Source organism: Streptomyces sp. NPDC002403 (assembly GCF_053593015.1).
On the sequence record NZ_JBSFBQ010000002.1, the window covers coordinates 352,739 to 378,362 of the forward strand.

22 protein-coding genes are annotated in these 25,624 nt (G+C 72.1%); 5 read left to right on the plus strand and 17 right to left on the minus strand.

Translation table 11 applies throughout. The features are described 5' to 3' along the window. Nucleotides 1-108: 108 nt before the first annotated feature. The 4 genes from ACWCPY_RS04060 to lipB form a co-directional block, all read right to left on the minus strand. Nucleotides 109-816 carry a DUF4191 domain-containing protein gene (locus tag ACWCPY_RS04060; RefSeq protein WP_451262747.1) on the minus strand — a complete coding sequence of 236 codons (708 nt, stop codon included), beginning with the start codon at nucleotides 814-816 and terminating at the stop codon, nucleotides 109-111. 19 nt (nucleotides 817-835) lie between these two features. After that, the gene (locus ACWCPY_RS04065; protein WP_451089145.1) at nucleotides 836-1,036 is read right to left on the minus strand and encodes an SCO2195 family GlnR-regulated protein; all 201 of its coding nucleotides are present in this window, start codon (nucleotides 1,034-1,036) and stop codon (nucleotides 836-838) included. Between the two features lie 341 nt (nucleotides 1,037-1,377). Beyond that, nucleotides 1,378-2,343: a lipoyl synthase gene (gene lipA, locus ACWCPY_RS04070; protein ID WP_451262748.1), complete on the minus strand. Its 966-nt coding sequence runs from the start codon at nucleotides 2,341-2,343 to the stop codon at nucleotides 1,378-1,380. 132 nt (nucleotides 2,344-2,475) lie between these two features. Continuing rightward, nucleotides 2,476-3,288: a lipoyl(octanoyl) transferase LipB gene (gene lipB / locus ACWCPY_RS04075; protein WP_451262749.1), complete on the minus strand. Its 813-nt coding sequence runs from the start codon at nucleotides 3,286-3,288 to the stop codon at nucleotides 2,476-2,478. Nucleotides 3,289-3,551: 263 nt separating this feature from the next. Between lipB and ACWCPY_RS04080 the strand changes: the two genes are divergently transcribed. Further along, nucleotides 3,552-5,300 carry a regulator gene (locus ACWCPY_RS04080; RefSeq protein ID WP_451262750.1) on the plus strand — a complete coding sequence of 583 codons (1,749 nt, stop codon included), beginning with the start codon at nucleotides 3,552-3,554 and terminating at the stop codon, nucleotides 5,298-5,300. Between the two features lie 35 nt (nucleotides 5,301-5,335). On the opposite strand, the gene ACWCPY_RS04085 is transcribed toward ACWCPY_RS04080, so the two are convergent. Together ACWCPY_RS04085 and ACWCPY_RS04090 are read right to left on the minus strand one after the other, a co-directional pair. Further along, the gene (locus ACWCPY_RS04085) at nucleotides 5,336-6,643 is read right to left on the minus strand and encodes an NAD(P)/FAD-dependent oxidoreductase (protein ID WP_451262751.1); all 1,308 of its coding nucleotides are present in this window, start codon (nucleotides 6,641-6,643) and stop codon (nucleotides 5,336-5,338) included. A gap of 204 nt (nucleotides 6,644-6,847) precedes the next feature. Further along, entirely contained in the window at nucleotides 6,848-7,747 is a 900-nt protein-coding gene (locus ACWCPY_RS04090) for a TIGR01777 family oxidoreductase (protein WP_451262752.1), read from the minus strand. A 106-nt stretch (nucleotides 7,748-7,853) separates the two neighbouring features. On the opposite strand from ACWCPY_RS04090, the gene ACWCPY_RS04095 reads away from it, so the two are divergent. Continuing rightward, nucleotides 7,854-8,381 (plus strand): N-acetyltransferase family protein, encoded by a 528-nt coding sequence (locus ACWCPY_RS04095; RefSeq protein WP_451262754.1) that lies wholly within the window; start codon nucleotides 7,854-7,856, stop codon nucleotides 8,379-8,381. 8 nt (nucleotides 8,382-8,389) lie between these two features. On the opposite strand, the gene ACWCPY_RS04100 is transcribed toward ACWCPY_RS04095, so the two are convergent. After that, entirely contained in the window at nucleotides 8,390-9,025 is a 636-nt protein-coding gene (locus ACWCPY_RS04100) for a TetR family transcriptional regulator (protein ID WP_451262755.1), read from the minus strand. 168 nt (nucleotides 9,026-9,193) lie between these two features. Between ACWCPY_RS04100 and ACWCPY_RS04105 the strand changes: the two genes are divergently transcribed. After that, a complete protein-coding gene (locus ACWCPY_RS04105; RefSeq protein ID WP_451262756.1) occupies nucleotides 9,194-9,964 on the plus strand; it encodes an SDR family NAD(P)-dependent oxidoreductase in 771 nt (256 codons plus the stop codon). 22 nt (nucleotides 9,965-9,986) lie between these two features. On the opposite strand, the gene ACWCPY_RS04110 is transcribed toward ACWCPY_RS04105, so the two are convergent. The 7 genes from ACWCPY_RS04110 to ACWCPY_RS04140 all read right to left on the minus strand — a co-directional run bounded on the left by ACWCPY_RS04110 (nucleotide 9,987) and on the right by ACWCPY_RS04140 (nucleotide 20,422). Further along, nucleotides 9,987-10,508: a DUF4240 domain-containing protein gene (locus ACWCPY_RS04110; protein WP_451262823.1), complete on the minus strand. Its 522-nt coding sequence runs from the start codon at nucleotides 10,506-10,508 to the stop codon at nucleotides 9,987-9,989. A 61-nt stretch (nucleotides 10,509-10,569) separates the two neighbouring features. Further along, on the minus strand, nucleotides 10,570-11,541 hold the full coding sequence (locus tag ACWCPY_RS04115) for a helix-turn-helix transcriptional regulator (protein WP_451262757.1): 972 nt from the start codon (nucleotides 11,539-11,541) through the stop codon (nucleotides 10,570-10,572). 60 nt (nucleotides 11,542-11,601) lie between these two features. Next, nucleotides 11,602-14,271, minus strand: coding sequence for a pyruvate dehydrogenase (acetyl-transferring), homodimeric type (aceE, locus tag ACWCPY_RS04120; RefSeq protein ID WP_451262758.1), 2,670 nt, complete (start codon nucleotides 14,269-14,271; stop codon nucleotides 11,602-11,604). A gap of 256 nt (nucleotides 14,272-14,527) precedes the next feature. Then, the gene (locus tag ACWCPY_RS04125) at nucleotides 14,528-15,151 is read right to left on the minus strand and encodes a GntR family transcriptional regulator (RefSeq protein ID WP_329813855.1); all 624 of its coding nucleotides are present in this window, start codon (nucleotides 15,149-15,151) and stop codon (nucleotides 14,528-14,530) included. 147 nt (nucleotides 15,152-15,298) lie between these two features. Continuing rightward, nucleotides 15,299-17,098 (minus strand): 2-oxoglutarate dehydrogenase, E2 component, dihydrolipoamide succinyltransferase, encoded by a 1,800-nt coding sequence (gene sucB, locus ACWCPY_RS04130; protein WP_451262759.1) that lies wholly within the window; start codon nucleotides 17,096-17,098, stop codon nucleotides 15,299-15,301. Nucleotides 17,099-17,160: 62 nt separating this feature from the next. Beyond that, nucleotides 17,161-18,549 carry a dihydrolipoyl dehydrogenase gene (lpdA, locus tag ACWCPY_RS04135; protein ID WP_451262760.1) on the minus strand — a complete coding sequence of 463 codons (1,389 nt, stop codon included), beginning with the start codon at nucleotides 18,547-18,549 and terminating at the stop codon, nucleotides 17,161-17,163. Nucleotides 18,550-18,877: 328 nt separating this feature from the next. Then, a complete protein-coding gene (locus ACWCPY_RS04140; protein ID WP_451262761.1) occupies nucleotides 18,878-20,422 on the minus strand; it encodes a leucyl aminopeptidase in 1,545 nt (514 codons plus the stop codon). A gap of 259 nt (nucleotides 20,423-20,681) precedes the next feature. Between ACWCPY_RS04140 and ACWCPY_RS04145 the strand changes: the two genes are divergently transcribed. Further along, nucleotides 20,682-21,512 carry an endo alpha-1,4 polygalactosaminidase gene (locus tag ACWCPY_RS04145; protein ID WP_451262762.1) on the plus strand — a complete coding sequence of 277 codons (831 nt, stop codon included), beginning with the start codon at nucleotides 20,682-20,684 and terminating at the stop codon, nucleotides 21,510-21,512. Nucleotides 21,513-21,528: 16 nt separating this feature from the next. Here the strand turns inward: ACWCPY_RS04145 and ACWCPY_RS04150 are convergent, their stop codons facing one another. Continuing rightward, nucleotides 21,529-22,308: an adenosylcobinamide-GDP ribazoletransferase gene (locus ACWCPY_RS04150; RefSeq protein WP_451262763.1), complete on the minus strand. Its 780-nt coding sequence runs from the start codon at nucleotides 22,306-22,308 to the stop codon at nucleotides 21,529-21,531. A gap of 88 nt (nucleotides 22,309-22,396) precedes the next feature. Between ACWCPY_RS04150 and ACWCPY_RS04155 the strand changes: the two genes are divergently transcribed. Further along, nucleotides 22,397-23,158: a hypothetical protein gene (locus ACWCPY_RS04155; protein ID WP_451262764.1), complete on the plus strand. Its 762-nt coding sequence runs from the start codon at nucleotides 22,397-22,399 to the stop codon at nucleotides 23,156-23,158. On the opposite strand, the gene ACWCPY_RS04160 is transcribed toward ACWCPY_RS04155, so the two are convergent. Next, nucleotides 23,065-23,820: a hypothetical protein gene (locus ACWCPY_RS04160; RefSeq protein ID WP_451262765.1), complete on the minus strand. Its 756-nt coding sequence runs from the start codon at nucleotides 23,818-23,820 to the stop codon at nucleotides 23,065-23,067. The genes ACWCPY_RS04155 and ACWCPY_RS04160 overlap by 94 nt on opposite strands. Next, nucleotides 23,817-25,622, minus strand: a complete 1,806-nt coding sequence (locus ACWCPY_RS04165) for a phosphatidylglycerol lysyltransferase domain-containing protein (protein WP_451262766.1) — start codon at nucleotides 25,620-25,622, stop codon at nucleotides 23,817-23,819. Before ACWCPY_RS04165 ends, ACWCPY_RS04160 begins: the two co-directional genes overlap by 4 nt. Nucleotides 25,623-25,624 lie beyond the last annotated feature (2 nt).

Here is a 25,624-nt window from a genome sequence, read left to right on the forward strand (position 1 = left end):
CCGGGCCCGCACCCGAGGCGGAGAAGCCGAAGAAGCAAAGAGGCAGACGAAGAGGCGGGGCGCGAACCGGATCGGTTCGCGCCCCGCCTCTTGGTACGTCCGACGGCGTCAGCGCATCTTTCCGCCGCGCGGCATCCGCATGCCCTTCGGCATGGGGCCCTTCGGCAGCGGCATGTTGCTCATCAGGTCACCCATCGCGCGCAGCCGGTCGTTGGCGGCCGTCACCTGCGGGCCGGTGAGGACGCGCGGCAGCTTCAGCATCTTGGTGCGCAGCTTCTTGAGCGGCACCTGGCCCTCGTCGTTGCCGATGATGAAGTCGTGCACCGGCACGTCGACCAGGACGCGGGCCATCTTCTTCTTCTCGGCCGCGAGCAGCAGCTTCACCCGGTTCGCGTTGCCCTCGCCGACCAGCACGATGCCCGCCTTGCCGACGGAACGGTGGACGACGTCCTGGCTGCGGTTCATCGCGACCGCGGGCGTCGTGGTCCAGCCGCGGCCCACACGGTCCAGCACCGCCGCCGCGGCGCCCGGCTGCCCCTCCATCTGCCCGAAGGCGGCACGCTCGGCGCGCCGTCCGAAGACGATCGCCATCGCGAGGAGGGCCAGCACGAAGCCCAGGATGCCCAGGTAGACCGGGTGGCCGATCAGGAAGCCGACTCCGAGGAGGACACCGAAGGTGACGATTCCCACGCCCGCGACGACAAGACCGACCTTCGGGTCGGACCGCCTGGCCATCTTGTAGGTCAGGGCGATCTGCTTGAGCCGCCCCGCGTTCTCGGCGCTGTCCGCGCCTTCAGTTTTTGCCTTCCTCGCCATGTACAGAAGTTTACGTGGCCTAGGAACGGTGGTCGGCCGCGGCCTCCAGTACGTGCTCGGCCTCGACCCTGTCCTTGGCCCGGCGCCGGTCCTCCAGGACGGCGGTCCAGGCGTTGCGGCGGGCGGTGCGCTGGCCGCTGCCCAGAACCAGCGACTCGACGGCACGGAGAGCATCGGTGACGGAAGGAATGGCGGTGGCGCGTACCGGCACGGCCTGCATCGTGGAAATCTCCTCGGAGCGGATGTGCGGACTGAGTTGCGTGGACTCAGCTGCCCGGGCCGAACTGCCCGGGACTGCGTTGCGCGGAGTGGGTGGCGTGCGCTGGGGTGCGGGAAGCGGGGGCGGCGGCGGCCCGGACGGCTGCCGCCGGCCACCGCGCCGTGTGCACCCAGCGTCACTGCTCGGTGTTACCAGCGCATGACCGGTCGGTCAAACACCAATGAAACCTTGATACGGGCGCCGCGCACGCCGAAGCGGCCCATACGCGCCCCCGACCTGCGGGGAGCGTACGGGCCGCGTCGAAACAGCTATTACCGAGCGGTAGCTTCTTGTGCTCGGATTCACACGGTGGGCGCCGGGGCGACGGCGCCGCGGCGCTCGATCGCCTGCTGGAAAAGACGGCCCGCGCGGTACGAGGAACGCACCAGCGGCCCGGACATCACGCCGGAGTAGCCGATCTCGTCGGCCTCCTCCTTCAGCTCCACGAACTCCTGCGGCTTCACCCAGCGCTCGACCGGGTGGTGGCGCACGGACGGCCGCAGGTACTGCGTGATCGTGATGAGCTCGCAGCCCGCGTCGTACAGGTCCTGGAGCGCCTCGCTGACCTCCTCGCGGGTCTCGCCCATGCCGAGGATCAGGTTGGACTTGGTCACCAGACCGGCCTCGCGGGCCCGCGTGATGACCTCCAGGGAGCGCTCGTAACGGAAGCCGGGGCGGATCCGCTTGAAGATCCGCGGCACCGTCTCGACGTTGTGCGCGAGCACCTCGGGGCGCGAGGAGAAGACCTCGGCGAGCTGCTCGGGCTCCGCGTTGAAGTCGGGGATCAGCAGCTCGACCTTGGTGCGGCCGGCCTCCCGCTCCGCGGTCAGCGTGTGGATCTGGCGCACGGTCTCCGCGTACAGCCAGGCGCCGCCGTCCTCCAGGTCGTCGCGCGCGACGCCGGTGATGGTGGCGTAGTTCAGGTCCATCGTGACGACGGACTCGCCGACGCGGCGGGGCTCGTCCCGGTCCAGCGCCTGCGGCTTGCCCGTGTCGATCTGACAGAAGTCACAGCGCCGGGTGCACTGGTCACCACCGATGAGGAAGGTGGCCTCACGGTCCTCCCAGCACTCGAAGATGTTGGGGCAGCCGGCCTCCTGGCACACCGTGTGCAGACCCTCGCTCTTCACGAGTTTCTGCAGCTGGTTGTACTCGGGGCCCATCTTCGCCCGGGTTTTGATCCACTCGGGCTTGCGCTCGATGGGGGTCTGGCTGTTCCGGACCTCAAGGCGCAGCATCTTGCGCCCGTCGGGTGCGACAGCGGACACTCCGGCACTCCCCTTTGCTTTCACTGCATTGGATTCTTCGGCGAACACCAGGGTACGCCCGTGGTTCAAACGGCTTTACGGGTGGCCAACCTGTGGCCGGCAGGGCCTATTCCCTCAGGTGCGCTCCGGGCGTCATGCCGTGGCCACGGCATCGTCCGTGCGCCCGATGGTGCGCGGGGCGAGCTCGGCGTTCTCCAGGACGTCCCGAAGGTGCTTCTCGACGACCGGGAGCACGTCCGCGATGGTGATGTCGCGGCCGAGCTCGTACGCCAGTGAGGTGACCCCCGCGTCCCGGATGCCGCACGGCACGATCCGGTCGAACCAGGTGTTGTCCGGGTTCACGTTGAAGGAGAAGCCGTGCATGGTCACGCCCTTCGCCACCCGGATGCCGATCGCCGCCAGCTTGCGGTCCTCGCGGCGCTGGCCGGCGTTGGACGGGGCGTACTCGGGACCGTTCAGCCGGGCGTCGAACTCCTCGTCCTGCAGCCGCGGGTCGAAGTCCAGGGAAAGTCCGCCGATCGCCGGGCGCTCCTCGACCGGGTCGCCGAGCACCCAGACGCCGCTGCGGCCCTCGACCCGGGTGGTCTCCACGCCGAACTCGGCGGCGGTACGGATCAGCGCCTCCTCCAGCCGGCGCACATGCGCGACGACGTCCACCGGGCGGGGCAGCTTCTGGATCGGGTAGCCGACCAGCTGCCCGGGGCCGTGCCAGGTGATCTTGCCGCCGCGGTCCACGTCGATGACGGGGGTGCCGTCCAGTGGGCGTTCGCTGTCGGTCGTGCGCCGCCCGGCCGTGTAGACGGGAGGGTGTTCCAGCAGCAGACAGGTGTCCGGGACGGTGTCCTCGAATCTGGCCGCGTGCACCTCGCGCTGCTTCTGCCAGGCCTCCTGGTAGTCGACGGCTTCCTCGCCGAATCCCAGCCGGACGAACCGAAGCTCAGCCACGACAGATGCCTTCCTACTCGCGGTGCCGGGAGCCGGGGGTGCCCGGAGCCGCGTCACCATGCACTGAATCACGCCCCCGGCCACTGTACGACCGGCCCCCGGGCGATGGCCCGGCAGGTCTTCCCGTCAGCGCCAACCTCAATCCTCACACGATCGGATGAAAGTGAAGCGAAGCGGGCTGTGACCGCTGCGGAGGCCGCTAAATTCGCGCCGTTCCATAAGGGCCGCCCGCCCGGCCCCGAAGGCAGGAGACCGTACAGCTGATGTCGGAACGACCTCCGCAGCGCACCCCCAACCGCCGACTCGCCTCGCTCATCACGGAGGCCGGCTTCTCCAACGCCGGCCTCGCCCGCAGGGTGGACCAACTCGGCCTCGAACACGGCCTGGACCTGCGGTACGACAAGACGTCCGTGACCCGCTGGCTGCGCGGTCAGCAGCCCCGCGGGACCACCCCCGCGCTGATCGCCGAGGTCTTCACCCGGCGGCTCGGGCGCCGCCTCTCCGCGCAGGATCTGGGCCTCGACGCGTGCGCCCCGGTCTACGCGGGCCTTGAGTTCGCGGCCACGCCCGCGGAGGCGGTCGACATCGTCAGCGGGCTGTGGCGGAAGGACTCGGGCAGCCATGCGGAGCTGCGCAAGATCGCCTTCACCCCGGCCGGGCTCGTCATCCCCAGCCGGGACTGGCTGATCGGACGGGCCGACGAATGGGTGGGCCGGGGCGTCGAGCCCTCGCCCCAGGCGCACGGCGGGGCCGGTGGAGCCGCCGAGGCAGGCGGGATCAACCGGTCCGTCGGGGCCGGTGGCCCCGGTGGGATCACCGGGGCCAGGGGAGTCGCCGAAGCCGGTGGTTCCGTGCGGCCCGGCGGCGGTCCAGTCCCCGGCGGGGCGCGGGGAGTGCCCGGGGCGCACGGCCTGTACGGGGCGCACGGCGGAACGGCGGCGCCCGGCGCCGTCGTCCGGGCCCGTGGGCCCGTGCCCTCCCGGCCCTCCGGACCGTCCGCGCCCCCCGGCTCGCCCACAGCCCCGCCACCGCCCGCCCCCTCGGGCGGCGCGGGGCTGCCAGGCGCCCCAGGCGTGCCCCGGCAGCGACAGTCCGACCGCAGCCCCGGCCAGCGGGTCAGCGGCGGAGACGTCGCCGCCCTGCGCTCGGTCGGCGAGCTCTTCCGCACCCTCGACAACGCCTACGGCGGCGGCCACGCCCGCCAGGCCCTCGTCCGGTACCTGGAGCACGAGACGGAACCCATGCTCCGGGGGACGTACGGGGAGGCCACCGGCCGCCGGCTCTTCTCGGCCGCCGCCGACCTGACCCGGCTGGCGGGCTGGACCTCGTACGACATCGCGGCCCACGGCCTGGCCCAGCGGTACTTCGTCCAGGCGCTGCGGCTCGCCCAGGCCGCCGGGGACCGCGCCTACGGCAGCTACGTCCTGATCACCATGAGCCGGCAGGCGGTCTACCTCGGCCACGGCAGGGAGGCCGTGCAGCTGGCCCGGGTGGCCCAGCAGGGCATCGGCTCCTCGGCGCCGCCCGTGGTCCAGGCCCTGCTGCACGCCGTCGAGGCACGCGGCCACGGGGTGCTCGGCGAGGCCAGGCACTGCACCACCTCGCTGGCGCGGGCCGAACGCGCGCTGGAGATCGCCCGGCACGGAGACGAAGTGCCGCACTGGGCCCGGTACTTCGACGAGGCCCAGCTCGCCGACGAGTTCGGGCACTGCCACCGCGACCTCCAGCAGTACCGCGCCGCGGCGCAGCACGCGGAGCGCTCCCTCCAGCTGCGCTCCCCGGCGTACGCCCGCAGCCGGCTGTTCTGCCGGGTGGTACTGGCCTCCGCCCGGCTCGGGCTCGGCGAGCTCGACCAGGCGTGCGCGCTCGGCGTCGAGGCCGCCCAGCAGGCCGCGGAGATGCGGTCGGTGCGGGCGACGGAGTACGTACGGGACTTCGAGCGGCGCCTGGAGCCGTACCGGGACGCGGCGGCGGTACGGAGCTACCGCGACCGGGTCGCCGCCCTGGGATGAGCCAGGGGCGTGTCGTCGAACCGCCCAGGACGCCCCTACGCCGCCTCCGGCAGCGCCGTCCCGCTCCCGTTCCCCGGCCGTACCCCCAGGTCGGTGAGGATCGCCTCGGCCGCGCGGCGGCCCGAGAACAGGGCGCCCGGCACCGTGCTGGTGTCACGGTGGTCACCGCACACGTACAGACCGGCGAGCAGCCGCACCGGGCGGCGCGGATCGTGCGGGGCGGGCATCGCGGGAACCGCCTCGGGGTCGTGGTGGGCGGCCAGCAGCTCCCAGTCGTCGGTGGGGGTGCCGTAGAGCGCGGCGAGATGGGCGCGGACCGTGCGGTCCAGCTCGGGCGGCGGGGTGCCGAGCACCGTCGAGCTGATCAGCGTACGGCCGCGCGGGGCGCGCGAGGGATCGACGGCGCTCATCACCGCGGTGTGCGCGACCGGCCCCGAGCGGTCGGCGTCCAGCAGCAGCGCGGTACCGGTCGGCGGGGGAGCGGGGGCGGTGTGGTGAAGGACCGTCACGGGGTGGAAGGACGGCACCCGCAGACCGGGCAGCAGCTCGGCGGCGGCGCCCGCACCGGTCGCCAGCAGCAGGGAACGGCAGCCCAGTTCGCCGTGCTCCTCGGTGCGGACCGAGGTGATGTCGGCGGCCGTGACATGCACACCCGTGCGTACGGTGCCCGGCGGCAGTGAGGCCGCGAGGAGCTCGGGCAGCGTTGCCGCGCCGCCCTCGGGCACGCACAGCCTGCCGCGCGCGTAGCCGCGCAGGGCGAGGTCGGCGTACCGGCTGGACGTGCCGAGGCCGGGGTCGCTGAGCAGCGCGGAGAGCAGCGGGCGCAGGAAGCCGTTGACCGTGCGGGAGGGCAGGCCGCGGTGGGACAGGGCGGCGAGCGCCGTCTGTTCGGGCCGGGCCAGGATGCGGGCGGACGGGGTGGCGGCGAGCCGGGACAGGGCGGCGCCCAGCCGGGCCTGGTCGATCGGCCCGCCCATCGGCGGCCGGGGGGCGCTTGCGAGGGCGCGCGCCGCTTTGAATGCGCCCCGGGCGCCCCGTACATCGCCGGTCCGGTACTGCCGTCCCTCGCTGTGGACGAGGACTCCGGGAGCGAAGCCGCGCAGCACCAGTCCTTCGAGACCGGGTGTCATGCGCAGCTCCGGGCAGGAGGTGTTGAGGAGCGGTCCGAGGTGGTCGAGCCGGAAGCCGTCCAGCTCCGCGGTGGTCATCCGGCCGCCGACCCGGGGGCCGGCCTCCAGGACGCTGACGCTTACCCCTGCGCTGGTCAATCGGTGGGCGGCTGACAGGCCGGCGATGCCGGCCCCGATGATGACGACGTCCGCGTGGTGTGCCGTGCTGAGCACGTGCCCCTCCCCGAGTCGGCGCGACTGCTGGGAGGGTTTTGCCCCCAACAGGCCCCCGGAATGCCCGAGTTCGCAAGGAGGCTAGGAGGGCGGCCGGTGAAGGCGCAGTCGCGCGCACCCGGGGCACCGTTGCACGGGGTCGCATGTCCGTCCGATTCACGGCGGGTGAGCCCTTCCCCGCGGGTGCGGCAGCCGGTTCGGGGCTCAGCGCAGCGCCGCGCGGATCGCCGCGTCGATTCCCGGGAAGGCGAACACGAAGCCCGAGTCCAGCAACTGACCCGGCAGCACCCGCTGGCCGGCCAGCACATCCTCCGCGAAGTCCCCCAGGGCGATCCGCAGGGCCGGTGCCGGGGCCGTGAAGAGGGTGGGGCGGTGCAGCACCCGCCCCATCGCGGCCGTCACCTCGCTGTTGGTGACCGGGTCGGGTCCGGTCAGGTTCACCGGACCCGACAGCGACTCCGTGTCCAGGATGTGGCGCAGCGCCGCGACTTCGTCGTGCAGCGCGATGAAGCTCCAGTACTGGCGCCCGTTGCCCAGCCGGCCGCCGAGCCCCGCCCGGAACAGGGGGAAGAGCCGGCTCCAGGCCCCGCCCTCGCGGGCGACGACCAGGCCGGTGCGCGCGTGCACCGTCCGTACACCCGCCTCCTCGGCGGCGGCCGTGGCGGCCTCCCACTCCACGCAGACGGACGGCAGGAAGCCCTCGCCGGCCGGGGCGCTCTCGTCGACGGCACGGTCCCCGGTGTCGCCGTAGTAGCCGATCGCCGACCCGGACAGCATTACCTTCGGCGGTACGTCCAGCGAGGCGGCGGCCTCGGCGATCGCCGTGGTCCCGAGCACCCGGCTGTCCCGGATCTCCCGCTTGTACGCGGCCGTCCAGCGGTGGTCACCGACCCCGGCCCCGGCCAGGTGGACGACGGCGTCGCAGCCGACCAGGCCCGCCACGTCGACGTAACCCCGCTTCGGATCCCACTCCACCTCGTCGCCGGCCCGCGCGGGGTGCCGTACGAGGCGCACCACCTCGTGCCCGTCGGCGCGCAGCGAACGCACCAGCGCCGCTCCGATGAGTCCGGATGCTCCGGTGACAGCGATACGGGAGTGCAGCATGGGTCCATCCTGCCCCAGTGGCCCCGCAGACCCACGGGTCCTCGGTGCGTGCCGGGCGGCGAAACCGGGCTGACCCGGCCGGGGGCGCCGTGGCACAGTGACGCGCATGCCCGAGATCGCCACACCCCCGGCCTGCCGCGTCCGCGCCGCCACCCTCTTCGACGAAGCCGCGCTCGGCGAACTCGACCGTGCCACCTGGTCGACGCTGCACGCCGTGGCGCCCAGGCCGCAGCCGCCGTACGCGCCGTTCTTCGACGACCGCCACCGGCCCGAGGACTTCCTGGTGGCCGAGACGCAGGAGATGGCGGGCGAGTCGCGCCCGGCCGGATACCTCAGGCTGGTCCCGCCGACCCCGCTGGCCTGCAACTCCCATGTCCGGCAGATACAGGGCCTGGCCGTGGCCGGCCGGGCGCGCGGCCGGGGCGTCGCCAGGGCCCTGCTGCGGGCCGCCTTCGCGGCGGCGCGCGACGAGGGGGCGAACCGGATGACCCTGCGGGTGCTCGGCCACAACACGCCCGCGCGCGCCCTGTACGAGTCCGAGGGGTTCGTCGTCGAGGGGGTGCTGCCCGGTGAGTTCTTCCTGGACGGACATTACGTCGACGACGTACTGATGGGACGCTCGCTCGCCCCGTGACCCGACCTCTACGGCTTGAACAGGCGCATGCCGCCGATGAGTTCGTGCAGGCAGCGCACCGCCAGATCGGCGGGTGAGCCGGGCCCGGCCGTCGGGGCGTCCGTCTCCGCCCAGGCCTCCAGCGCGACCCGTACCGCGTCCGTGGCGGCGGCCGCGGCGAGGCGGACCTCCAGCGGGTCCGCCCCGTCGCCCGCCAGCCGGGTCAGTACCGGCAGCAGCCGTTCCTCCGAATCCTGATTGACCCGGTACCAGACGGCCCGCAGCGCCGGGTCGTCCGCCGCGGCCCGCAGCAGCCCGCGCGTCCAGCCGAGCTGCTCGGCGCCGTCCTCGCCCGGCACCCGGAGCGCTTCGGTGACCGCCTGTTCCAGGACCGCGGCGAGCGGGTCCCCGGGCTCGGCCGCCTCCAGCAGCGCCCGCCACCGCTCGGCCCCGCCGGAGAGCAGCGGGCCCACCGCGTCCTGCTTGGAGCGGAAGTAGCGGTAGAAGGTGCGCAGCGCCACCCCCGCCCGGCCGGCGATGTCCTCCGCCGTGGTGCCGTCGGGTCCCCGCTCGGCGAAGAGCGCGGCCGCGGCGCGCGCGATGTCCAGCTGGGTCGCGGCCTTGCGGCGCTCGGTGAGGGACGGCTGAGTCGGCTCGGTGCTCATTCCCAGGAGATTACCCCGGCAGGGGAGAGGGATGCGTGAAATGCCGTCGTGGCAAAACGTGCCACCTAGGCGTACGGTGGGCATTGATCGGGACGTCATCGGGGCGCCGCCGAGACGCTTCGGGACAGCAGTCACCGGGCAGTCACCGGGATCGGGAGAGACACAGACATGAACCGCTACGAAGGCCGCCGCGCACTCATCACCGGGGCCGGCTCCGGCATCGGCCAGGCCACCGTCCACCGCCTCCTCGCCGAGGGCGGCCGCATCGTCGCAGCCGACGTCAACGAGACCGGGCTGAAGGCCACCCACGACACCGCCGTGGCGAACGGCACCGCCGAGCGCCTCACCACCCTCGTCCTGGACATCTCGGACGAGGCCGCGGTCCAGGCGGGCGTCGCCTCCGCCGTTCGGACCCTCGGCGGGCTCGACGTCCTGGTCAACGCGGCCGGGATCCTGCGCTCCGAGCACACCCACAAGACGTCGCTGGAGTTCTTCAACAAGATCATCGCGGTCAACCTCACGGGTACCTTCCTGATGATCCGCGAGGCGATCCCGGCCCTGCTGGAGGGCAACGAGCCGGCCGTCGTGAACTTCTCCTCCACCTCGGCGAGCTTCGCGCACCCGTACATGTCGGCGTACGCGGCCAGCAAGGGCGGCATCCAGTCGATGACGCACGCGCTGGCGAGCGAGTACAGCAAGCAGGGGGTGCGGTTCGTCGCCGTCGCGCCCGGCTCCATCTCCTCCGACATGACCAGCGGCAACGGTCCGGGGCTGCCCGCCGACGCCGACATGTCGCTCTTCATGAAGCTGGCCCCGGCTCTCGGCACGGGCTTCGCCAGCCCGGACACCGTCGCGGGCGTCGTCGCGATGCTCGGCTCCCGGGACGGGGCGTTCATCACCGGCACGGAGATCCGGATCGACGGCGGAACCCACTTCTGAGGCGACGGCCCCACAGCGCCGCTCAGCCCGGCCCGAACCGCTCCCAGAGCGAGGGGAAGCGCTCCGCCAGGGCCGCGTCGTCCTCGAAGCTCACGGGCGTCCCCTCGGGCTCGGCGGCCTGGGGCGGCAGGCCGAGGTCCGGGGCGACCACACCGGTGAGCTGTTCGTACGCCTCGTCGGCGGCGTAGCCGAGATCCTCGCCGTCCCCGTCGATCTCCTCGTCGAAGTCGTCGAGGAGACCGGCGAGGCCGTCCGGGTCGTGCAGGGCGCCCTCGAAGATCTCCCGGCCCTGGCCGATCAGCCAGCAGCGGAAGAAGTCGAAGGCGTCGTCGCTCGCGCCGCCGAGCAGTACGGCGGCGGCACCCCACAGCTCCCAGCGGTAGGCGCGGTTGAAACGGGCCTCGAAGTGCCGGGCGAAGTCCAGCACCGCGTCGGGATCGAGCCGCACCAGCCGTTCGACGAGCAGGTCGGCCTGGTCCTCGGGGTCGCCCTCGGCGGCCGCGCGGGTGCTGTCGATGATCTCCCAGAACTCCGTCTCGTCCATCACGGGACAAGCATCGGCCCTGGCAGGGGGCGACGCACGCGGACGCGGGGAAAAGAAACCCTCAGCGATAGAGCTCGCCCAGGCGTTCGGCGGCAGCGGCGAAACGGGCCCGCAGCGCGGCCGGCTCCAGGACCTCCGACTCCGGCCCCAGGGACAGCAGTTGACTGTAGGCGACCTCGTCGGACTCGACCGGCAGGGTGAGGGTGAGCCACCCCTCGGCATCGGGCGGGCCGGCCGCCTCCAGGGCCTCGTGGACCGCCGAACGGTCCATGGTGTGCGGCAGTCGGCGTACGCCCTCGGGTGACACCCGCACCGTCACCTCGCACCGCAGCAGCGACCGGGCGAACTGGGCGGCCCGCTCCTCCCAGAAGCCCGGCAGATCGAACCGCTCGTCGCGCCCGAACCGCTCGTCGGTCACCGTCACGGCCGAGAACCGGTCGATCCGGTACACCCGGAAGTCGTCCCCGACGCGGGCGCAGACGTACCAGACCCCGGCCTTCAGGACGAGCCCGTGCGGTGCCATCTCCCGCTCCACGTCGCGGTCCCCGCCGCCCCGGCGGTAGCGCGCGCGGACGAGCCGGTCGTCCCAGACGGCCTCGGCGACGGCCGGCAGCAGTTCGGGGGTGACCGGCTCCTGGTACCAGCCCGGAGCATCCAGGTGGAAGCGCCGGCCGGCACTCTCGGAGGCGTCCCGCAGCGAGGGCAGCAGGGCCGCCGACACCTTGAGCCGGGCGGCGGACGCGGCGTCCTCCAGGCCCATCTCGCGCAGCGCGGACGGCAGTCCGGAGAGGAAGAGCGCCTCCGCCTCGTCGCGGGCCAGGCCGGTCAGGCGCGTGCGGTAGCCGCCGACCAGCCGGTAGCCCCCGGCCCGGCCCCGGTCCGCGTACACCGGAACGCCCGCCTCCGAGAGCGCCTGCGCGTCCCGGGTCACGGTCCGCTCGGACACCTCCAGCTCCCTCGCGAGCTCGGCGGCGGTCATGGCGGGACGGGACTGCAGGAGCAGCACCATTCTGATGAGACGGGCAGCGCGCATGCGGCCATTGTGGCCGCACACCGCGTGAGGCGGCCGGGCGTGTGCCCGGCCGCCGTCACCTCACAGCCCGTACCGCTCCCGGGCCTCCTTGACCGAGGCCGCGGTCACCTCGCCGCGGCGGGCCAGCTGGGCCAGGGCCGCGACCGTGACCGAGCGGGCGTCGACGCCGAAGTGGCGGCGGGCCGCGTCGCGGGTGTCGGAGAGGCCGAAGCCGTCCGTGCCGAGCGAGGACCAGTCCTGCTCCACCCACTGGCTGATCTGGTCCGGGACCTGACGCATCCAGTCGCTGACCGCGACGACCGGACCCGGTGCGCCCTCCAGCGCCTGGGTCACGTACGGCACCCGCTGCTCACCGCGGAGCAGCGCCTCGTCGCACTCCAGCGCCTCGCGGCGCAGCTCGCCCCAGGAGGTGGCGGACCAGACGTCGGCCGTGACCCCCCAGTCCGAGGCCAGCAGCTCCTGCGCCTCCAGGGCCCAGTGGATCGCCGTACCGGAGGCCAGCAGCTGGGCCCGCGGGGCGTCCGCCGAGGCGGGTGTGCCCTCCTTGAAGCGGTACAGACCCTTGACGATGCCCTCCTCGACGCCCTCCGGCATCGCGGGCTGCGGCTTCGGCTCGTTGTAGACCGTCAGGTAGTAGAAGACGTTCTCGGCCTCGGGGCCGTACATCCGGCGCAGACCGTCCTTGACGATCACCGCGATCTCGTACGCGAACGCCGGGTCGTAGTTGAGCGACGCGGGGTTCGTGGCGGCGATCAGCTGCGAGTGGCCGTCCGCGTGCTGGAGGCCCTCACCGGTCAGCGTCGTACGGCCCGCGGTGGCACCGACGATGAAGCCCTTGCCGAGCTGGTCGGCGAGCTGCCACATCTGGTCGCCGGTCCGCTGCCAGCCGAACATCGAGTAGAAGATGTAGAAGGGGATCATCGTCTCGCCGTGCGTCGCGTACGACGTCGAGGCGGCGATGAAGTCGGCCATGGCCCCGGCCTCGGTGATCCCCTCGTTGAGGATCTGGCCGTCCTTGGCCTCCTTGTAGTACATCAGCTGGTCGCGGTCGACCGGCTCGTACGTCTGGCCCAGCGGGGAGTAGATGCCGGCCGAGGGGAACAGCGACTCCATACCGAAGGTACGGGCCTCGTCCGGGACGATCGGAACCCAGCGCCTGCCGGTCTCCTTGTCCCGCATCAGGTCCTTGACCAGGCGGACGAAGGCCATGGTCGTGGCCATCTCCTGCTTGCCGGAGCCCTTCTTCAGCGCGGCGAACGCGCGCTCCTCGGGCTGCGGCAGCGCCACCGCGTGCACCCGGCGGGCCGGGGCGGGACCGCCGAGGGCGGCACGGCGCTCCTGGAGGTAGCGGACCTCGGGGGAGTCGGCGCCCGGGTGGCCGTAGGGCACCAGGCCGTCGGCGAAGGCGCTGTCCGGGATCGGGAGTCCGAGCAGCTCGCGCATGTCCTTGAACTCGTCGACGGACAGCTTCTTCATCTGGTGGTTGGCGTTCTTGGACTCGAAGCCCTTGCCGAGCGTGAAGCCCTTCACCGTCTGGGCGAGGATCACGGTCGGCGCGCCCTTGTGCTCGACGGCGGCCTTGTACGCCGCGTACACCTTGCGGGCCTCGTGGCCGCCGCGGGAGGTGTAGAAGCACTCGGCGATCTTCGCGTCGGTGAGCAGCTTCGCCAGCTCGGCGAGCGCGGGCTCGGCGCCGAAGAAGTGCTCGCGGATGTACGCGACGTCGCGGGTGGCGTACGTCTGGAACTGCGCGTCCGGGACCTCCCGGAGCCGGCGGACCAGCGCACCGGTGGTGTCCAGCCGGAACAGCTCGTCCCAGGCGTTGCCCCAGAGCGTCTTGACGACGTTCCAGCCGGCACCGCGGAACGCGCCCTCCAGCTCCTGGACCACGCGGAAGTTGGCGCGGACCGGGCCGTCGAGGCGCTGCAGGTTGCAGTTGATGACGAAGGTCAGGTTGTCGAGCCGCTCACGGGCCGCCAGCGCGAGGGCGGCGGTCGACTCGGGCTCGTCCATCTCGCCGTCGCCCAGGAAGGCCCAGACGTGCGAGTTCGACGTGTCCTTGATGTTGCGGTTGGCGAGGTAGCGGTTGAAGCGCGCCTGGTAGATCGCCGAGAGCGGGCCGAGGCCCATCGACACGGTGGGGAACTCCCACAGCCAGGGCAGCCGCCGCGGGTGCGGGTAGGACGGCAGGCCGTTGCCGCCCGCCTCCTGGCGGAAGTTGTCGAGCTGCTGCTCGCTCAGCCGGCCGTCGAGGAAGGCGCGGGCGTAGATGCCGGGGGAGGCGTGGCCCTGGATGTAGAGCTGGTCGCCGGAGCCGTCCCCCTCCTTGCCGCGGAAGAAGTGGTTGAAGCCGGTCTCGTACAGCCAGGCCGCCGAGGCGAAGGTGGCGATGTGGCCGCCGACGCCGAAGCGGGAGCCGCGGGTGACCATCGCGGCCGCGTTCCAGCGGTTCCAGGCGGTGATCCTGGACTCCATCTCCAGGTCGCCGTCGAACGCGGGCTCGGCGGCGGTCGGGATGGAGTTGACGTAATCGGTCTCCAGCAGCTTGGGCAGCGCGAGACCGGCGCCCTCGGCGTGTTCGAGCGAGCGACGCATCAGGTACGCGGCCCGGTGCGGGCCCGCGGCCTTGGTGACGGCATCCAGGGAGGCCGCCCATTCGGCGGTCTCCTCGGGGTCACGGTCCGGGAGCTGGTCGAGCTCGCTCGGAAGCTTTCCTACGGGGTCGGTCATGATCGCCGCCTTCCGGAGTGGAGGGGGGTGGAGAAGGCCCTGACTGGCAGGACAGGGCGATGGGGCCGGTGGGCCCGCGGAGTGAACTGTAAGTCGCCGATCGATGATCGATCAAAGGGTGAAGGGCAAAACTTCTCGATATGAAGAAATTGGCATGCGGTGCCGCGAAACAGGGCACGGAGTGACGGGATCTATCGCACAAAAAGGGCGCCCGCCTGCACGGGAGAGCGCCCCCCACGACAGATGCGTAGCGCCCTCAGGCGCGCGGCGCGCAGCCGAGCACGTGCGCCTTGGCCAGTACGCCGATGTCCGGGTCCTTGCGCAGGAACGCCTCGATGAGGGCCTCGTGCTCCTCCGCGTACGACTTCTGCACCGTGCCCAGCCACCGGATCGACAGGGCGGTGAACACCTCGATGCCCAGCCCCTCCCAGGTGTGCAGCAGCACGGCGTTCCCGGCGGCCCGCACCATCTCGCGGTGGAAGGCCACGGTGTGCCGCACCTGCGCCTCGCCGTCGGCCAGCCGGTCCGCCTCGTAGAGCGCCGTCACATGAGGCGTGAGGCGCGAGCAGTCCTCGCCGAGGGCCGGGGCCGCCAGCTCCGCCGCGATCTGCTCCAGACCGGCCCGTACCGGGTAGCTCTCCTCCAGATCGGCGGCGGTGAGATTGCGGACCCGCACGCCCTTGTTGGGCGCCGACTCGATCAGCCGGAGCGTCTCCAGCTCCCGCAGCGCCTCGCGCACGGGTGTCTGGCTGACCTCCAGCTCGGTGGCGATCCGGCGCTCCACGATCCGCTCACCGGGCTTCCAGCGCCCGCTGACGATCCCGTCCACGATGTGCTCGCGGATCTGTTCGCGCAGCGAGTGGACGACGGGCGGGGTCATGAGGGGCTCCTTCGGGGCAAACCGGTGCTGTCCGCACCATCACGATTGCCGGGGCGACCGGTGGTGTCTAGACAATACGGCGGCGCCCCCGTCCGGAAGTGATCCGGACGGGGGCGCCGCTGGTGAGGCTGGTTACAGCCGCGGTGTTCAGAGGCCGAGCTCGACCTCGAACTCACCGGCCTCCAGGATCGCCTTGACCGAGGTCAGGTAGCGGGCGGCGTCCGCGCCGTCCACCAGGCGGTGGTCGTAGGAGAGCGAGAGGTACGTCATGTCGCGGACACCGATGACGGTGCCCTCCTCGGTCTCGATGACCGCCGGACGCTTGACCGTGGCACCGATGCCCAGGATGGCCGCCTGGTTCGGGGGCACGATGACGGTGTCGAACAGCGCACCGCGCGAGCCGGTGTTGCTGATGGTGAAGGTGGCACCGGACATGTCGTCCGGCGTCAGGCCGCCACCGCGGGCCTTGCCGGCCAGCTCGGCGGTCTTCTTCGAGATACCGGCGATGTTCAGGTCGCCCGCACCCTTGATGACCGGGGTCATCAGACCCTTCTCGGCGTCCACGGCGATGCCGATGTTCTCCGAGTCGAAGTACGTGATGGTGCCCTCGTCCTCGTTGATCCGGGCGTTGACGACCGGGTGGGCCTTCAGCGCCTGGGCCGCCGCCTTGACGTAGAACGGCATCGGGGACAGCTTGACGCCCTCGCGGGCGGCGAACGCGTCCTTCGCCTTGTTGCGCAGCTTCATCAGCTTGGTGACGTCGACCTCGACGACCGAGGTCAGCTGGGCCTGCGAGTGCAGGGCCTTCATCATGTTGTCGCCGATGACCTTGCGCATGCGGGTCATCTTGACCGTCTGACCGCGCAGCGGGGACGCCTCCAGCTTCGGCGCCTTCGAGGCGGCACGGCCTCCGGCAGTCACAGCGGCGGCGGCCGGAGCCGGGGCGGCCGCGGCGGCCCTGGCGGCCTCCGCGGCGGCGACGACGTCCTGCTTGCGGATACGGCCACCGACACCGGTGCCCTTGACCGCGCCCAGGTCGACGCCGTTCTCGGCGGCGAGCTTGCGGACCAGCGGCGTGACGTAAGCGCCGTCGTCGACGGAGGTCGCGGCCGGGGCGACCGGGGCGACCGGAGCCGGAGCGGCGACCGGAGCCGGAGCGGCCGGAGCCACCGGAGCCGGAGCGGCGACGGGGGCGGCGGGCGCCACCGGGGCCGGAGCCGGCGCGGGAGCGGCCGGAGCGGCCGGAGCGGGGGCAGCGGCGGCCGGAGCCGGGGCCGGAGCCGCCACGGGAGCCGGAGCGGCCGGAGCCGGAGCGGCGGCCGGAGCAGCGCCCGCGGCACCGATGACGGCGAGCTTGGCGCCGACCTCGGCGGTCTCGTCCTCGGCGACGACGATCTCCAGCAGCACACCGGAGACCGGGGCCGGGATCTCGGTGTCGACCTTGTCCGTGGAGACCTCCAGGAGGGGCTCGTCCTCCGTGACCTCCTCGCCGACCTCCTTCAGCCAGCGGGTGACGGTGCCCTCGGTGACGCTCTCGCCGAGCGCCGGAAGGGTGACGTCGGTACCGGCGGCGCCACCGGCCGGTGCGGCGGCGGCCGGGGCCTCGACGGCGGGGGCCGGAGCCGCGGCGGGGGCCTCGGCGACCGGGGCCGGGGCGGCCGGGGTCTGAACGGCAGCGACGGGCGCCGCAGCGGCGGTAGCCGCGGTGGTGCCGTCGTCGATGATGGCCAGCTCGGCGCCGACCTCGACGGTCTCGTCCTCGGCGACCTTGATGGCGGCCAGGATGCCGGCCGCGGGGGCCGGGATCTCGGTGTCGACCTTGTCGGTCGAAACCTCGAGCAACGGCTCGTCGGCCTCGACGCGCTCGCCCTCGGCCTTCAGCCAGCGGGTGACAGTTCCCTCGGTGACGCTCTCGCCGAGCGCCGGAAGGGTTACGGAAACCGACATGGTTTCAGTTGCTCCTTACGAAAGTGCGGAAGTAGGTCGGTCGTCGCGCCCGGTCGACTGGATCAGTCGTGGGAGTGCAGCGGCTTGCCGGCGAGAGCCAGGTGGGCCTCGCCCATCGCCTCGTTCTGCGTCGGGTGGGCGTGGATGAGCTGCGCGACCTCGGCCGGCAGCGCCTCCCAGTTGTAGATCAGCTGGGCTTCGCCGACCTGCTCGCCCATACGGTCACCGACCATGTGGACGCCGACCACGGCACCGTCCTTGACCTGGACGAGCTTGATCTCGCCCGCGGTCTTGAGGATCTTGCTCTTGCCGTTGCCCGCGAGGTTGTACTTCAGAGCGACGACCTTGTCCGCGCCGTAGAGCTCCTTGGCCTTGGCCTCGGTGATGCCCACGGAGGCGACCTCGGGGTGGCAGTACGTCACCCGCGGGACACCGTCGTAGTCGATCGGAACGGTCTTCAGACCGGCCAGCCGCTCCGCCACCAGGATGCCCTCGGCGAAGCCGACGTGCGCGAGCTGGAGCGTCGGGACCAGGTCACCCACGGCCGAGATGGTCTCCACGTTGGTCTGCATGTACTCGTCGACGAGGACGTAGCCGCGGTCCGTCGCGACGCCGGCCTCCTCGTAGCCCAGGCCCTGCGAGACCGGGCCGCGGCCGATGGCGACCAGCAGCACCTCGGCCTCGAAGGTCTTGCCGTCGGCGAGGGTCACACGGACGCCGTCCTGCGTGTACTCGGCGCTCTGGAAGAACGTACCGAGGTTGAACTTGATGCCGCGCTTGCGGAAAGCGCGCTCAAGAAGCTTCGAGCTGTTCTCGTCCTCGACCGGGACGAGGTGCTTCAGGCCCTCGATGATCGTCACGTCGGTGCCGAAGGACGTCCACGCCGAGGCGAACTCGACGCCGATGACGCCGCCGCCCAGCACGATCGCGGACTTCGGGACGCGGTCCAGCTTCAGCGCGTGGTCCGACGAGATGATGCGGTTGCCGTCGATCTCCAGGCCCGGCAGCGACTTCGGCACGGAGCCGGTCGCGAGCAGCACGTGGCGGCCCTGGACGCGCTGGCCGTTCACATCCACCGAGGTGGGGGAGGAGAGCCGTCCCTCGCCCTCGATGTAGGTGACCTTGCGCGAGGCGATGAGACCCTGCAGACCCTTGTACAGGCCCGAGATCACGTCGTCCTTGTACTTGTGGACGGCCTCGATGTCGATGCCCTCGAAGGTGGCCTTGACACCGAACTGCTCGGACTCGCGCGCCTGGTCGGCGATCTCACCGGCGTGCAGCAGGGCCTTCGTGGGGATACAGCCGTTGTGCAGGCAGGTGCCGCCGACCTTGCCCTTCTCGATCAGAGCGACGTCCAGGCCCAGCTGCGCTCCGCGCAGGGCCGCGGCGTAACCGCCGCTACCACCGCCGAGGATCACTAGGTCGAAAACGGTGCTGGCGTCGTTCGCCACGTCACGTCCTCCATGCATGTGCGCCGTACGCCGGGCCCCGTCGCTGGGGTGTGACCGGCCGGTCGGCTGGTGTTCGGCCGCTTTGTCATTCGGCCCTGTGGTGGGGGCCCTGTCCTGCCGAGAACCCATCTTCGCACTTGTTGACGGTGAGCGGGACGCGGGGCCCGGGTCTGAGGCGGACGATCATCCGTCTCAGGGGGTTACCGCTGCGTAGACCCCTGCCGATTTCGTCGAGAGCGAAACCGGCCGGATCCGCGCGGCGGTGCCATCGGCCAACACGTACGGCCCCGGGCCTGTGCCCGGGGCCGTACGTCACGTTCGGGAGACCTCAGCCGAGGTCGCCGGCGGCGGTGCGCTCGGCCAGCCTGACCAGCGTGCGGACCGAGGAGCCCGTGCCGCCCTTCGGCGTGTAGCCGTACGGCGCGCCCTCGTGGAAGGCCGGGCCGGCGATGTCCAGGTGCGCCCAGGCGATGCCCTCGCCCACGAACTCCTGCAGGAACAGACCGGCCACCAGGCCGCCGCCCATCCGCTCGCCCATGTTGGCGATGTCGGCGGTCGGGGAGTCCATGCCCTTGCGGAGGTCGGCGGGGAGCGGCATCGGCCAGGAGGCCTCGCCGACCTCCTCGGCGATCTCGTGGATGGAGGTACGGAAGGCGTCGTCGTTCGCCATGATGCCGAAGGTGCGGTTGCCCAGCGCCAGCACCATCGCGCCGGTCAGGGTCGCCACGTCGACGATCGCGTCCGGGTTCTCCTCGGAGGCGCGGGTCAGCGCGTCGGCGAGGACGAGCCGGCCCTCGGCGTCCGTGTTGAGGACCTCGACGGTCTTGCCGCTGTACATGTGCAGCACGTCACCGGGGCGGGTGGCGTTGCCCGACGGCATGTTCTCGGCGAGCGCCAGCCAGCCGGTGACGTTGACCTGGAGGCCGAGACGGGCGGCCGCGACGACGGTCGCGAACACGGCGGCGGCGCCGCTCATGTCGCACTTCATCGTCTCGTTGTGGCCGGCCGGCTTCAGCGAGATGCCGCCCGAGTCGTAGGTGATGCCCTTGCCGACCAGGGCCAGGGTCTTCTCCGCCTTCGGGTGCGTGTAGGCGAGCTTCACCAGGCGCGGGCCGTGGGTCGAGCCCTGGCCGACGCCCAGCAGACCGCCGTAGCCGCCCTTGACGAGCGCCTTCTCGTCCAGGACCTGCACCTTGATGCCGTGCTCCTTGCCTGCGGCGGTGGCCACGGCGGCGAAGGACTCGGGGTACAGGTCGTTCGGCGGGGTGTTGATCAGGTCGCGGGCGCGGTTGATCTCCTCGGCCACCGCGACGGCGCGCTCGGCGGCCGCCTTGAACGCCTTGTCGCGCGGCTTGGTGCCGAGCAGGGCGACCTCGCCGAGCGGGAGCTTCGCGCCGTTGCCGTTCTTCTTGCCCTTGGGGGCGAGCTTGTTCTCGCCGCCCTGGTACGCGGTGAAGGCGTACGCGCCCAGGAGCGCGCCCTCGGCGATCGCCTCGGCGTCCTCGGCGGACGCGACGGGCAGCGCGAAACCGGCCTTCTTCGAGCCGGTCAGGGCGCGGGCGGCCGAGCCCGCGGCGCGGCGCAGCGCCTCGGTGCCGTACGCCTCGTCCTTCTCCGGGACGGTGCCGAGCCCGGCCGCGATGACGACCGGGACCTTGAGGCCGTCGGGCGCGGGGAGCTTGGTCACCTCGCCCTCGGCACCCGTGGCGCCCAGGGCCTCCAGGACGGTGGCGAGCTTTCCGCCGAACGCCTTGTCCACGGCCTCGGAGCCCGGTGCGAGGACCGGCCCCTTGGCGCCCTTGGCGACGCCGACGACGAGTGCGTCGGCGCGCAGCGTCGCCGCACCGGCAGTGCTGAGAGTGAGAGCAGTCACGGTGGTGAAATCTCGCTTCCGTTGAGTTCGTTGTCGGTCGAGGGGTGGGCCGACCGTGCCCGGCGCATCGTAGACGCCGCCGCAATGTGCCGGGAATGAGCCTACGCGCGCCATTGCTGCGGGATCACGGCGGCGGGCCGTCGGTGGCCTGTTGTGGATCCCCGGGACCGGTCCGGGGCGTTCACGGCGGGGGCCGTGAGGCCGGAACCGGGCGTGGACGTAGGGTCGTTGGCGGTGCCGGACCGACAAGGGGAGAACCATGCACGCCCGTGGGGCCGCACGCGTGAAGCGAGCAGGCCGGCCGCTGACCGCCGCCGTACTGACCCTGCTGGTCCTGCTGACCGGCTGTACGTCGGCACCGCAACCCTCCGGGAGGGAACGCTGGCGGCCCGGGCCGGGCACCGGCTGGCAGTGGCAGCTCTCCGGCCGGCTGGACCCGACGGTGGACGTCCCGGTGTACGACATCGACGGCTTCGACCACAAGGCCGCGGCGGTCGGCGATCTGCACCGCCGGGGCCGCAAGGTGATCTGCTACCTCTCCACCGGCGCCTGGGAGGACTTCCGCCCGGACGCCGGGAAGTTCCCCGCCTCGATACGGGGGAAGAGCAACGGCTGGGAGGGGGAGTACTGGCTCGACATCCGCCGTACGGACATCCTGGAGCCGCTGATGGAGCGGCGCATCGAGATGTGCGCCGAGAAGGGGTTCGACGCGGTGGAGCCGGACAACATGGACGGCTACCGCAACCGCACCGGCTTCCCGCTGACCGCCGCCGACCAGCTGCGCTACAACCGGCTCATCGCCCGGATCGCCCACCGCCACGGGCTCGCCGTCGGCCTGAAGAACGACCTCGGGCAGATCCCGGAGCTGGAGCCGGACTTCGACTTCGCGGTCAACGAGCAGTGCGCGCAGTACGAGGAGTGCGGGGAACTCACCCCGTTCGTGAAGGCGGGCAAGGCCGTCTTCCACGTCGAGTACGAGCTGCCGGTCGGCCGGTTCTGCGCCGAGTCGCGGCGGCTGGGGCTCAGCTCGCTGCTGAAGAAGTACGAACTCGGCGTGTGGCGCCAGGAGTGCCCGAAGGCCCGTAGCTGAGCGGTACGCACCGGCCCTAACCGATCGTCAGGGCCACCAGGGCCGTCGTCGCCGCCGTCTCCGCCAGCGCGCCGAAGACATCGCCGGTCACCCCGCCGAAGCGCCGCACGCAGTGCCGCAGCAGGAGCTGGGCGGCACCGAGCGCGGCCAGTGCGGCCAGCGCGTGGCGCAGCGCCCCGTACCCGCCGAGGAGCGCCCCGGCCCCCGCGCACCCCGCGACCACCACCACCCCGACCGCCACCGCGCCCCGGACCGTGACCGTGCCCGCCACCGCCGCGCCCAGCCCCTCCGGACGGGCCGGCGGCACGCCCCGGCGGGAAGCCAGGGTGAGTGCGAGCCGGGCGGTGACCGCGGCGACGGCCGCCGCCACCGCGCCGTACGCCCAGCCCCGCCCGTACAGCTGATGGAGCGCCGCGACCTGGGCCAGCAGCACGAACAGCAGGGTGATCACACCGAACGGCCCAATGTCCGACTGCTTCATGATCCGCAGCGCGTCGTCGGCCGGCTTGCCGCTGCCCAGGCCGTCGGCGGTGTCCGCGAGACCGTCCAGATGCAGGCCCCGGGTCAGCACCGCGGGAACGGCCGCCGAGGCGACCGCGGCGAGCAGGGGCCCCGAGCCGAGCAGCAGCAACAGGACACCGGGCACCGCGGCGAGCAGCCCCACGACGAGGCCGGCGAGCGGGGCGCACAGCATCCCGGCGCGGGCGGCCGTACGGTCCCAGCGGGTGACGCGGACGGGGAGCACGGTCAGGGTGCCGAAGGCGAAACGGATGCCGTGGCTGTTCAGGGAGGTCACGGCGCGCAGGCTAATCGGTGCGCCCGGCCGATAGATTGCCCGTAATGCGACAGAACATGACAGAAGCGGCATATCAGGAGTGGGTGGCATGGGTCACTGGTTCGATCGGAACATCGTCGAGCCGGGAAAGCTGCCGCTGCTCCTCGCCCTGGCCGCCTTTGTGCTCACCTTCGCGATCACCCGGTTCATCACCCGGATGATCCGGGCGGGGAAGGGGCCGTTCCGCAACTTCACTCCCGGCGGGATGCACATCCACCACGTGGTCCCCGGTGTGGTGCTGAGCATCGTCGGCGGCTTCGGCGCGGTCGCCAGCGGGCGGCAGGGTGTCACCGCGGGGATCTGTGCCGTGATCTTCGGTACGGGCGCGGGGCTGGTGCTGGACGAATTCGCCCTGATCCTCCACCTCGACGACGTGTACTGGACCGAGGAGGGCCGCCGGAGCGTGGAGGTGGTGGTCCTCACCGCGGCGCTGGTGCTGCTGGTGCTGGGCGGGTTCTCACCGCTCGGCGTGAACGAGCTGAGCAGCGACGAGCAGCAGGGCAGGCTCGGCGTCGTCCTGACCCTGGTCGTCAACTTCTGCTTCGTGCTGATCTCCCTCTTCAAGGGCAAGGCGCGGCTCGCGGTCGTCGGCACGCTCGTCCCGTTCGTCGCGCTGATCGGGGCGATCCGGCTGGCCCGGCCGACCTCGATGTGGGCGAGGCGCTTCTATCGCAACCGTCACCGGGCGCGCGCCCGGGCGGTGCTGCGCGCCTACCATCACGACGTGCGCTGGGTGGGCCCGCGGCGCAGATTCGAGGACCTGATCGGCGGCGCACCGGACCGGACGCCGCTCCCCGGACGGAAGTCCTGATCCCGGGGCCGGTCCCGGCGGGGCGGACGGACGCACATCAGCAGGACCGCGGCGATCGCCACCAGGTGCTCCTTGCCCGCCAGATTGTTCTTCAGCACCACCTCGACCACCATCGCCACGATCACCAGCGCCCCGGTGAAGCGGGCCCGGTAGGCGTAGCAGAGATAGACGGCGAGACCGACGACCGCCGCCGACGGGCCGGTGTCGACGACCTGGGCGTCGGAGGCCGGCAGCCCGAACAGCCCGTCCGGGCCGAGCGCGACACCGATCCGCGCGTACAGCGTCCCGGCCAGCGTCGCCACGTACGCGATCAGCAGCGTGCGCCATCGGCCCAGACAGATCTCGGCGGCCCCGAACACCACCAGGATCTGCACCAGCGCCCCCCAGACCGGCAGATCCAGCGCCGGCACGAACAGCGACAGCGGGGTACGCAGCAGCGCCGCCCACAACGGATCCTCGGCCCGCACCGCTCCGAGGGCGTGCACCGCCCCGAAGCCCCACGGCCGGTTCTGCGCCGCCTGGAGCAGCGCCGTCAGACAGACCGCGGAGACCGTCATCGGGATCGCGCGCAGCCGCAGCGCGGCGAGTGTGCCGCCCACCGCCCTCAGCAGCGGGCCCCACTCCCGGAGAGCCGCCCCGCGCAGCACGTGTGCGGGTCTCATCCACCGGTCCCGAGGTGCGAGCGGTGCAGCCACTTGGGCAGACCGGGCGCCTCCAGGAACCCTTCGGCGCGCCCCGCCGCGAGGCCGATGCGCAGCAGGTCCGAACTCTTCTCGAACAGCATGAAACGCGGCTCCCAGATCGGTCGGTACTTCGCGTTGGCGCGGTACAGCGATTCGATCTGCCACCAGCGCGAGAAGAAGCTGAGCATCGAACGCCACAGCCTCAGCACCGGTCCGGCACCGAGCCGCGAACCGCGCTCGAAGACGGATCTGAACATCGCGAAGTTGAGCGAGACCTGAGTGATCCCGATCTCTTCGGCGCGCTGGAGGAGCTCGATGACCATGAACTCCATCAGCCCGTTCTCGGCATCCCGGTCACGGCGCATCAGGTCCAGCGAGAGGCCGTTCGGCCCCCAGGGGACGAAGCTCAGCACGGCGCGCAGCTCGCCCGGCGCGCCGCCTGCCTCGGCCGGGGCGTCCCGGCATTCGAGCATCACGCACTGCCCGTCGGCCGGATCGCCGAGCCGGCCGAGCGCCATGGAGAAGCCGCGTTCGGTCGCCCCGTCGCGCCAGTCGTCGGCGCGCCGTACCAGTTCGGCCATCTCCTCCTCGGGGATGTCCGCGTGGCGGCGGACGGTCACCTCGTACCCGGCGCGCCGGACCCGGTTGTACGCCTGGCGGACGGTCCGCATCGCCCGCCCCTCCAGGGTGAACTCCGCCGTCTCCACGATCGCTTCGTCGCCCAGCTCCAGGGCGTCCAGGCCGTGCCGCGCGTAGACCGTGCCGCCTTCCTCGCTCACCCCCATCACCGCCGGGATCCAGCCGTGCTCGCGGGCCTCGGCCAGCCACGGCTCGATCGCCCCGGGCCACGCCTCCGGGTCGCCGATGGGGTCACCGGAGGCGAGCGACACCCCGCCCACCACCCGGTAGGCGACGGCGGCCTTCCCGGTCGGGGACCAGGTGACGCTCTTCTCCCGGCGCAGCGAGAAGTAGCCGAGCGAGTCGCGGTCGCCGTGCCTGTCCAGCAGCGCCCGGAGCCGGGCCTCGTCCTCGGGGGTGATCGGGTCGACGGCCCGGCGGGCCCGGAACGCCGCGTACACGACGGCGATCAGCAGCAGCGTGGAGAGCACGTTGATGGTGACGTCGACCCAGCCGGGGGTGGTGATCCCGGCGAAGGCGGCGTCGTTGTCGGCCACCGAGACCAGCCTCAGCGCCCCGTAGCGCCAGCGGTCCAGGAAGGAGGAGCGGTAGCCGTCGGTCGCGGTGTTGGTGAGGGTGACCAGGCCGGCGGCGATCAGCGAGGTGATCAGCAGCCCGCCGACCGCGACGACGGCCGCCAGCTTCGGATTGGACCGGTCGCCCTTCGCGTAGAACTCGCGCCGTCCCAGGAGCAGCGCGGCGACGAAGGCGGCGGTCAGCGTCAGCGAGATCCAGTTCTGCGGATACCGCCGGACCTCCGGGAAGAGGATCACCAGGGCGAACAGGAGCAGCAGCAGGCCGCTCACCACCATGTTCAGGATCCAGGCGGCCCGCTTGCGGCGGCGCATGGTGATGGCCAGGAAGAGCGCGACGACGCCGGAGGAGAAGCCCGCGGTGAGCAGGTAGGGAGTGAAGTAGTTCGCGGTGTTGTGGCGGCGCAGGTCATTGCCGAGAGTGACCCAGACGGCACTCAGGAAGTTGATGAACGACACGACGCGCAGGTACCAGATGGCGAATGCCGCGCCGCGCCGTGACCGGACGGTGCTCGGTGCCCTGGCGGTGCCCCGCCCGGAATCCTCGGTGGACAATCGGACCTCTCCCATGA

Bases quoted from the DNA above. Each gene is read 5' to 3' on its own strand.
- aceE (WP_451262758.1), bottom strand. From the start codon at position 14,271: ATGACCGACCCCGTAGGAAAGCTTCCGAGCGAGCTCGACCAGCTCCCG.
- ACWCPY_RS04165 (WP_451262766.1), bottom strand. From the start codon at position 25,622: ATGGGAGAGGTCCGATTGTCCACCGAGGATTCCGGGCGGGGCACCGCC.
- ACWCPY_RS04115 (WP_451262757.1), bottom strand. From the start codon at position 11,541: ATGCGCGCTGCCCGTCTCATCAGAATGGTGCTGCTCCTGCAGTCCCGT.
- ACWCPY_RS04100 (WP_451262755.1), bottom strand. From the start codon at position 9,025: ATGAGCACCGAGCCGACTCAGCCGTCCCTCACCGAGCGCCGCAAGGCC.
- ACWCPY_RS04125 (WP_329813855.1), bottom strand. From the start codon at position 15,151: ATGACCCCGCCCGTCGTCCACTCGCTGCGCGAACAGATCCGCGAGCAC.
- ACWCPY_RS04155 (WP_451262764.1), top strand. From the start codon at position 22,397: ATGGGTCACTGGTTCGATCGGAACATCGTCGAGCCGGGAAAGCTGCCG.
- ACWCPY_RS04090 (WP_451262752.1), bottom strand. From the start codon at position 7,747: ATGCTGCACTCCCGTATCGCTGTCACCGGAGCATCCGGACTCATCGGA.
- ACWCPY_RS04065 (WP_451089145.1), bottom strand. From the start codon at position 1,036: ATGCAGGCCGTGCCGGTACGCGCCACCGCCATTCCTTCCGTCACCGAT.
- ACWCPY_RS04110 (WP_451262823.1), bottom strand. From the start codon at position 10,508: ATGGACGAGACGGAGTTCTGGGAGATCATCGACAGCACCCGCGCGGCC.
- ACWCPY_RS04060 (WP_451262747.1), bottom strand. From the start codon at position 816: ATGGCGAGGAAGGCAAAAACTGAAGGCGCGGACAGCGCCGAGAACGCG.
- sucB (WP_451262759.1), bottom strand. From the start codon at position 17,098: ATGTCGGTTTCCGTAACCCTTCCGGCGCTCGGCGAGAGCGTCACCGAG.
- ACWCPY_RS04095 (WP_451262754.1), top strand. From the start codon at position 7,854: ATGCCCGAGATCGCCACACCCCCGGCCTGCCGCGTCCGCGCCGCCACC.
- ACWCPY_RS04105 (WP_451262756.1), top strand. From the start codon at position 9,194: ATGAACCGCTACGAAGGCCGCCGCGCACTCATCACCGGGGCCGGCTCC.
- ACWCPY_RS04080 (WP_451262750.1), top strand. From the start codon at position 3,552: ATGTCGGAACGACCTCCGCAGCGCACCCCCAACCGCCGACTCGCCTCG.
- ACWCPY_RS04160 (WP_451262765.1), bottom strand. From the start codon at position 23,820: ATGAGACCCGCACACGTGCTGCGCGGGGCGGCTCTCCGGGAGTGGGGC.
- ACWCPY_RS04145 (WP_451262762.1), top strand. From the start codon at position 20,682: ATGCACGCCCGTGGGGCCGCACGCGTGAAGCGAGCAGGCCGGCCGCTG.